Here is an 8573-nt window from a genome sequence, read left to right as displayed (position 1 = left end):
TTGTTATTAAACATAAAAAGACACATAAAAAACGATCGTTTTTTATGTGTCTCATATTAGTTATTGATTGTTTAAAATTCATTCTAATTAAGTGCTCGCTTTAAATCTTAATTCAAGCGATTTATCGCTAATCCATCAGTTGGCTCAAAAATAGTCATTTCTTTTTTATTCAGTAGATCTTCTGATAAATGTAGTTCAGTAATTTTATTAGAGTTATACCATTTAATATAAAATGTACGTGTCGTTAAATTTAAGACCGTCTGATATAACGTATAATGTAAATCATTTTGTTCATCTCTAACTGCGCCTTTAGGTATACTCATAATTTCCAATAATTTAAAAGCGTTAAGTATGTCTTGTTCAGGACTGTTTGCTGCTTCTTCTAAATAATTTTTCAAGTAAGCAATACGAACAAATCTTTCTGATGATGTGTATCCACCTGGTAAGCCATAGGTGCCACCTTCATTGCCTAATGATTTTAAATTAATATTAGCAAAATTTCTTTCATTTGGTTTATGTGGTGAAATGTTTATATAATTTCTTAAATTTTCATAATGCCAATTCAAATCAGGATTGTTAGTCAAAACGGCAACTGGATTGTCATTAACGACTATTTGACCTTTATCAAAAGTGAGTTCTACCGTTCTACCCGTATCATCAGAAATATGATAATGTAACGGTGGAACTTCAGAGAGATCGTTCAAAGTATGTGCCACGACATTAACATTTTGTGCGTTTTTAATTAAATCAGCTATGTTTTTGTTATAACCTAGTATCCAATTTATCACTTCATTTTGAGCAATATTCATATAGCCTGCTTTAGTTTCATTTGCATAAGAAGCATAGCCTCTGAAATATTGTACTGAAACACCAACGCCATGCTCGTTAACACCATCTCCAAATAAAAATCCTTCCATATCGCTGCCAGAACCTACGAAGCCATACAATGTTTCACCTTTATACTCTACACGCGATTCCCAGTAATAGTGGCGTGGTTGAACCGCTGGATTACCTTTTAATTGATAAACAAAATCCATTGTTCGACCTAATATAGCTTGATGATTTTCAGACATAAATGAAAAACCTGTACACATTGCTCATACGCTCCTTTATTAGCAATTTGCTAAATCTATTTTTGTCTTAATTATGATTGTAATTAACTTTATATCATATTAATAGCAATTCGCCTCAATTTCAGGACACAGATATAACCACAATGTTAAATTATATACTCATGGATTCTACCATCGACTAATGATTTTTGCACATCGATCACACGTTGATTTAATGAACCTTTATAAGGTAAATTGGGTTTATATAAGTGATGCATGAAAGGACCGTCGACGAGTACATCTATAATTTTCAATAATTCATTTCTCTGAGATTGATCATTCCTTAAGTATTCAAATAAAAATCCAGTCCATACCCATAAGGTTTTGCTATGACCAAAACGTTGTCTAAATGCATGAGCACAATTGAGTGTTATATCTAAGTTACAAAATGGTTCCCCACCTAAAATACTTAAACCTTCTATATAATCAGGTTCGCAATTTTCTAATATTTCATTTAAAGTTTCAATATTAAATTTCTCACCATACTTAAAATTTTGAGCTGCTTTGTTATAACAATTTAAACATGCAAATGGACACCCTGAAACATATAAACTACATCTCACGCCTTCGCCATCTACGAAACTTTGTGACTCTATTTTGGCTATGTAACCTTGTCCATTTATGATATTTAGTATTGTCATATCGACTGGTCTTTCATGTGTTTTACTCTTGCACAAATTTCTTTATGTCTACCTTCGATTGTAGGACGTTGCACTGGATTACCTAAATAGCCACATGTTCGTTTTACTACATCTACGGTTTTAGGGTCGCTATTTCCACATTCTGGGCATTGATATCCTGATGCAGTTGTTTTAAAATCACCTTTAAAATCACATAAACGACAATGATCTATAGGAATATTTGTTCCTAGATAACTAACTTTGTCATATGAATAATCCCAAACCGCTTCTAATGCTTTAATGTTATGGTCTAATTTTGGATATTCACAATAATGTATGTAACCACCACTAGCATAAAATGGATAATCTTTCTCAAAATCTATCTTTTCAAATGGTGTAATATCTTTTCGTACATCGTAGTGGAACGAATTTTGATAATACCCCTTGCTTGTAATATCTAATATATCGCCGAATTTTTCTCTATCTAATCTGCAAAAACGATCTGTTAATGATTCACTTGGTGTACTATATATACTAAACCAAATGTCGTAGCGTTCAGTCCATTCCAATTGATAAACTTTCATAGCTTTTAAAATTTGTAGGGTGAAGGCTTTACCTCTTGCGGTTTTTTCCCATTCAGGGCCATAAAAAACAGTAGCTGCCTCATACAGACCAATATAACCTATCGATAACGTAGCACGTTTGTTTTTAAATAATGACATAACACTCTCTTCATCACTTAAACGATGTTTAAACGCACCATTTTTATATAAAATTGGAGCGTTATCAGGTGTAGCTTGTTCCATACGTTTAATGCGATAAACTAATGCGTCGTGCATAATTTGCATTCGTTCATGAAAGATTTCCCAAAACTTTTCCATATCACCATCTGATTCTATAGCTATTCTCGGCACATTAAGCGTCACTACACCTAAATTACATCTTCCATTATTTTCTGCTTCACCTTGCTCATTTTTCCATACTGGTAAAAAAGAACGACAACCCATTGGCGCTTTAAAATCACCTAAAATTTCTACAGTTTTATCATAATTTAATATATCTGGATACATTCTTTTTGTAGAACACTCTAATGCTAATTTTTTAATATCATAATTAGGGTCATCTTCACTAAAATTCACACCTTTTTTAATAGAAAAAACTAATTTAGGAAAGATAGCTGTTATACGGTCTTTTCCAAGTCCTTTTATTCGTGTTTTCAATATCGCTTGTTGAATTTTTCTACTATATTCATCTATACCTAGACCAAAACCAAGAGTGACAAATGGCGTTTGTCCATTTGAAGTATAAAGTGTATTTATTTCGTATTCTAGACTTTCAATTGCGTCATTAATATCTTGGGTGATTTGATAATCAACATATGCATCAATATGTGTATCATCAACAAATTGTTGTGCCAATTTTCTATGTTTTGCTTCGTTATATTTTACGTAATCACTTAATAATTCGTCTACCCGATCAATGGTACAACCCCCGTATTGACTACTAGAGACGTTGGCAATAATTTGTACAAGCTGAGCAGAAGCTGTTTGAATTGATTTTGGCGATGTCACAGATGCATTGCCAATTCGAAATCCATGTTTCAACATATTTTTAGCATCAATTAAACAACAGTTAGTGAGTGGTTGAAATGGGTGATAATCTAAGTCATGGAAATGTATATCTCCACTTTTATGTGCTTCAGCTATATGTTTAGGTAATAAGTAATCCAAAGCATATGATTTAGATACAACACCTGCTGTTAAATCTCTCATTGTAGAAAAAGTGGCACTATCTTTATTAGCATTTTCGTTAATAACTGTTGGATCTTTTGTAATAAGTTTCGTTAAATTTTGTTCTAATTTATTCATTTTACCCCTTCTTTTCTATATATTGTATATAAACATAATTTATACCACAATATATAGTGTTTCAATGTTGAGAAGAGCTGTTAACAAATATGTCACAAATTTGTTACGATTTAAGAAACTTTAATTTTTATTCTAAAATTTTTGCTTTTGAGAAATGTAAATGTCCTATTTTATGCTTTTAGCAAAATGTGTATATAATGCCTGCGCCTGTCCTTCATCTTCCAAGCCATAAACATTCATACGACCATCTTTAAATAAAGTAATATTGATTTCGTTATAAGAAAGTAATTTAGCAAAGCTATTGGCCTTTTTAATTTTGGCAGGTAGGTAATGTGCATATTCAAAAATATTTTCATCGAAACGAAACAAAAATGTATTACCACATTGAGATTCTACGTTTGTATGTTGAGGTTGGTTCAGTAAATCATATCTCTGATGTACACAAATGCTACAATCGTCATTTTTAAGTTGGTTGATATTCACTGTATGGTACTGGATTGAAAAAGTATCTAGCGTTATTAATTTTTGAGAGAATCCAGATGCTGTTATCCAACGTAATAATTCTGAAACTTCCATGCTAGCTACTTGGTATATAACTGTAGGTAACACACCATTAATAGAACAACTTTCTGCAGATTCTGGCATCTTATCGAGCACACATTTTAAACATGGACCTTTATAATCAATACCATAAACGGTACCTTGACTTCCGATTGCTGCCCCATAAATCCAAGGTATCGAAAATTTATGGCATACTTCGTTAACCAAGTATCTAATTTTAAAATGATCCATGCCATCCATGACGATATCAGGATTTGATTTTCTTAAAATGTGTTCAATGTTGGTGCAAGTTATTTCTTTGTATAATGTGTTGATTTTAATATTAGAATTTATATCTAACAAATGCTTTTTTAGTGCTTCTACTTTAGGTATCATCATTTGTGCATCGTTTTCACTATAAGTGGCTTGTCTATGCAAATTTGATAATTCTACAATATCCATATCAATAATCGTCAGCTCGCCAATCCCCATACGTGTTAATATTTCTGCACAATGACTTCCTAACGCTCCTGCTCCTACAATCATCACATGTGTTTGCGCTAGTTTACGCTGGCCTTGTTCACCAAAATTTTTATAGCGTATTTGACGAGAATATCTTTCCATCATAAAAATCCGATGCCTTCTGTTGGACTTGAAGCTTGCGCTGTGTACTTAACTGGTATTCTCCCTGCTTGATAACTCATTCTTCCTGCTTGAATACCCAACTTCATGGCTTCTGCCATTTTCCCTGGATCTTTCGCACTAGAAATTGCTGTGTTTAATAAAATGGCGTCGGCCCCTAATTCCATAGCATGACATGCATCTTTTGGTGATCCAACCCCTGCATCCACAATTACGGGTACATTGGCGCGTTCAATAATATAACGTAGATTTAAAGGGTTGTTTATTCCTCTTCCTGTACCAATAGGTGAAGCTAGTGGCATAATCGCGTGTACTCCTAATTCTTCTAAACGCTTAGCAAGTACAACATCATTTGAAATGTAAGGACACACTGTATAACCTTTTTCTAGTAAAACCTTGCACGCCTCATATGTTTCTAGCGGATCAGGTAGTAAGGTTTCCTGATCACCTATCACTTCTACTTTAATCATGTCACAAAGATTGGCATGATTAGCAATTTCTGCAATTCTTATCGCTTCCTCAGCTGATGTTGCTCCAGCAGTATTAGGAAAAGTAACAAAATTTGATAAGTCAACTTTTGCTAAAGGGTTTGGAAATTTCTCATCATATAAGTTCATTCGACGTACTGCAAAAGTTAACACCTCTGTTTCAGATGCATTTATTGCCTCTTTTTGAATGGCTTCTGTTTCAAATTTACCAGTACCTAATAACAATCTTGAATTAAATTCAAATTTTCCTATTTTAAACATCTTATCCGCCTCCTACAAATTCTAATAATTCTAAACAATCTTTATCATTAACGATATGATTCTGAAATTGGTTTTGCTTAATTAATTTTTTATTATGTTCAACAATCACTCTTTTTTCGTCTAAACCAAGTGTTTGCAATACCTCTTGTATATTCAAAGGATTTTCAAATGTGAAATTATCACCATTAATAATGCAATGCATCATGATTCATTCCTTTCTCGCTTATTGATTAGTAAATCATTAATTGTGTGTTGTTTCATAATTTAACCATGCTCTGTGTAACGCTTGCACTGTTTTTATTGAGTGATTAAAAATAGAAATACCTGCGATACCTTGAAATCCCTTAGGCAAATGAGGCATAGTTGTTAAATTAATGCCACCTAATGCGATTACGGGAATATCACTTTTCAATGCTTCATTGATCTCAGTAAATGATCTAGGGGTTAACCCCTTTTTAGACTTTGTTTCAAATACGTGCCCATAAAGTACAAAATCTAAATTTAAATCTTCTGCATATTGAATTGCATGACAACTGTGTGTAGACATACTTATTTTTATGTCTGAACAATGTTGTTTTAAAGCACGGATTTGCTCATCATTTTCTCTAAAATGTATGCGTGATAAGCCGCAAGATTGGAGTACACGATAATCACTGTGAATAATAATTTTATCTTTTGGAAAATGTTGTTGCTTTAGTTGGTTAATCCATTCAATCTTCTCAGAAGTACACATCGGTGACCTGACGATGAGATAATCAATATAAGGTTCAATTTCACAATAATTCGCGCTATCTTTCTTGGTTAATTTATGATAATTGGTAATCGCAATAATCACTATAATCACTCCTAAAAATAAAAAAACGTTACTTTTCCAAATAGGAAAAATAACGTTAATATGAACGGACTAATACGGTTTATAACGCCACTTTTCCTACGCCAGTACAAACTGGATCAGGTTCAAGGAATTCTAGCGTATCACGCTCGTCTCAGCCTTTTGTCATAAAGGCACTTCCAGTGGTCTAAACTTATCTCTATTTAATTGATATGCATTTTATGTTTATTTCATGTTTAATTTAACGTAAAAACTGTATTTTTTCAACCGTCTATATTTTTTAAGCTTTTTATTTTCCAGGAAATATCATAAGAAATAGCGACATAATCGCACGGATATCATAATTTTATTGCGATAACTTTAATAATTCTTTTGTTATTTTTTTGGTATCACCATAGATTTTTTTATATATTGCAAAATACTGCTTATATTGCATATGGTTTTCTATACATGGTTCAAATACTTTATCATATTGTATAAATTGTCTTACCATCTCAGCGGTATCATGAAACCACCCTACACCTTTTGCTGCTATCATCGCTGCACCCATACTTGGTCCCTCTTCATGCTTTAATTTATATACTTTAGCGTTGAAGATATCAGCTTGTAATTGAAGCCAAAAATCACTTTTAGCTCCACCACCAATAGAAGTCATTTCTTTAATTTTTTTATCATTTTCACGTAAATAATAGATAGATTCATATATTGCAAAAGTAATACCTTCAATAACCGCGCGAGCCATATCTTTAATCGAATGCATACGGCTTAAGCCAATAAAGCTTCCTCTAATTTGACTATCCCCATGGGGTGTACGTTCTCCTGACAGATATGGTGCATATATTAAACCATTACTCCCTATAGAAGATTGTTTTGCTTCATCCAAAATTTGACTATAAGTTAAATTTGGAGCGATGTTTTTTTGAAACCATTTTAAACTATCTCCTGCAGCTAATATTACTCCCATCGCATAAGATTTTTCAGGGAGTACATGATTAAAATGATGTATATTGTGATAATAAGTACCCGTATGCTCAGAATCACACGCTAGTATCACTCCAGAAGTGCCGATACTGCATAATGTATCGCCATCGTTAATAACACCTGCACCTAATGCACCACAGGCATTATCTCCACCCCCAGCAAATACTGCCACATCATCACCCATACCTAATTCATCTGCGATTGAAGTATTGATGTATCCTACAAATTTTTGTGATTCAATTAAATTGGGACATAGTTGATATACACCATAATACTCACAAATTTTTTTATTCCAACACTTATATGCTATATCCATTAACAACGTGCTTGAGCCATCAGAATACTCCATATTTATCGTATCTGTGAATTTAAATCTCACATAATCTTTAGGCAATAAGAACACATTTGCTTTGGACCAAATCATCGGTTCATTTTCTTTTACCCATAACAACTTAGTTAATGTAAATCCTTCTAACACAGGATTATCCATTACATATTCACCAAATTGCTGTTTTATTTGTTCGCATTGAAAAGTGGATCTTGTATCATTCCATAAAATGGCATTTCTAAGTGGTTGAAATTGATGATCAAGCAGTACTAAACTGTGCATTTGGCCAGAAAATGAAATACCTTTGACCTTCATATTTGCTAACTTTACAGAATTTAATAAGTACTTAATGCAATCTTTAGAAGCTTTAAACCAGTCATCTGGATTTTGTTCACTAAAACCTGTTTGTTGATTAATAACATCAATGGGTTCGCTGACGCTATCTAAAACGTCACCTCTTTTATTAATAGCAATGGCTTTAACAGAACTTGTACCGATATCTATGCCTAATACAATCTCTTTCACATATACCATCCTTCAATTTATAGTTATTTTCAAACTATTTATTTTAAATGTCGTTCACGCTATATTTATAGCACAATAAATTTGAAAATAAAAATTATTTTTACAAATAAAATATTTTCGATTCAATTTTTATACAATAGACAAACAAGGATATTACATGGTTTAAGTTTGATATAGCAAGAAAAGTGGCATTAAAATTTTCAGCACTTTAAATACATCAGTGATTTTTTAATTCATAAAAATTTGCTAAAAACTGAAATAAAAAACGCCAAGATTTAATTTTTATATCTCAGCGCTTAAACGTATTGGTAATGATAATTCATATAACTTTTTATTTATCTAAAATAATAATTTAGAAGCATAAATAACAATTACC

The 8573-nt window shown here is 32.3% G+C and carries 8 protein-coding genes and 1 riboswitch; all 8 genes read right to left on the bottom strand.

Annotated elements, in window-relative coordinates; genetic code table 11:
• Window positions 1–107 precede the first annotated feature (107 nt).
• The gene (locus CD150_RS10275) at window positions 108–1094 is read right to left on the bottom strand and encodes a choloylglycine hydrolase family protein (RefSeq protein ID WP_064209980.1); all 987 of its coding nucleotides are present in this window, start codon (window positions 1092–1094) and stop codon (window positions 108–110) included.
• Between the two features lie 125 nt (window positions 1095–1219).
• Entirely contained in the window at window positions 1220–1753 is a 534-nt protein-coding gene (gene nrdG, locus CD150_RS10270; protein ID WP_046206953.1) for an anaerobic ribonucleoside-triphosphate reductase activating protein, read from the bottom strand.
• Window positions 1750–3600 carry an anaerobic ribonucleoside-triphosphate reductase gene (gene nrdD, locus CD150_RS10265; RefSeq protein ID WP_064209978.1) on the bottom strand — a complete coding sequence of 617 codons (1851 nt, stop codon included), beginning with the start codon at window positions 3598–3600 and terminating at the stop codon, window positions 1750–1752. The genes nrdG and nrdD overlap by 4 nt, the downstream gene beginning before the upstream one ends.
• 165 nt (window positions 3601–3765) lie before the next feature.
• A complete protein-coding gene (locus CD150_RS10260; protein ID WP_073344916.1) occupies window positions 3766–4764 on the bottom strand; it encodes a HesA/MoeB/ThiF family protein in 999 nt (332 codons plus the stop codon).
• A complete protein-coding gene (locus tag CD150_RS10255; RefSeq protein WP_046206951.1) occupies window positions 4764–5531 on the bottom strand; it encodes a thiazole synthase in 768 nt (255 codons plus the stop codon). Before CD150_RS10255 ends, CD150_RS10260 begins: the two co-directional genes overlap by 1 nt.
• Window position 5532: 1 nt before the next feature.
• On the bottom strand, window positions 5533–5733 hold the full coding sequence (gene thiS / locus CD150_RS10250; RefSeq protein WP_046206950.1) for a sulfur carrier protein ThiS: 201 nt from the start codon (window positions 5731–5733) through the stop codon (window positions 5533–5535).
• A 39-nt stretch (window positions 5734–5772) separates the two neighbouring features.
• Complete coding sequence (locus CD150_RS10245) at window positions 5773–6366, bottom strand: thiamine phosphate synthase (protein WP_081370531.1); 594 nt, start codon at window positions 6364–6366, stop codon at window positions 5773–5775.
• A gap of 75 nt (window positions 6367–6441) precedes the next feature.
• Window positions 6442–6554: riboswitch (TPP riboswitch) on the bottom strand.
• 155 nt (window positions 6555–6709) lie between these two features.
• A complete protein-coding gene (gene xylB / locus CD150_RS10240) occupies window positions 6710–8197 on the bottom strand; it encodes a xylulokinase (RefSeq protein WP_073344741.1) in 1488 nt (495 codons plus the stop codon).
• Between the last annotated feature and the right edge of the window lie 376 nt (window positions 8198–8573).

Origin of the sequence: Staphylococcus ureilyticus (assembly GCF_002902235.1) — a bacterium.
Classification (GTDB): Bacteria; Bacillota; Bacilli; order Staphylococcales; family Staphylococcaceae; genus Staphylococcus; species Staphylococcus ureilyticus.
The sequence above is the reverse complement of the archived record's forward strand: the minus strand, read 5'-3'. Positions and strand labels throughout refer to the sequence as shown.

What these genes read in the sequence shown, in the direction of transcription:
- CD150_RS10260 (WP_073344916.1), bottom strand. Translation starts at nt 4,764, where the DNA reads ATGGAAAGATATTCTCGTCAAATACGCTATAAAAATTTTGGTGAACAA.
- thiS (WP_046206950.1), bottom strand. Translation starts at nt 5,733, where the DNA reads ATGCATTGCATTATTAATGGTGATAATTTCACATTTGAAAATCCTTTG.
- CD150_RS10255 (WP_046206951.1), bottom strand. Translation starts at nt 5,531, where the DNA reads ATGTTTAAAATAGGAAAATTTGAATTTAATTCAAGATTGTTATTAGGT.
- nrdD (WP_064209978.1), bottom strand. Translation starts at nt 3,600, where the DNA reads ATGAATAAATTAGAACAAAATTTAACGAAACTTATTACAAAAGATCCA.
- CD150_RS10275 (WP_064209980.1), bottom strand. Translation starts at nt 1,094, where the DNA reads ATGTGTACAGGTTTTTCATTTATGTCTGAAAATCATCAAGCTATATTA.
- nrdG (WP_046206953.1), bottom strand. Translation starts at nt 1,753, where the DNA reads ATGACAATACTAAATATCATAAATGGACAAGGTTACATAGCCAAAATA.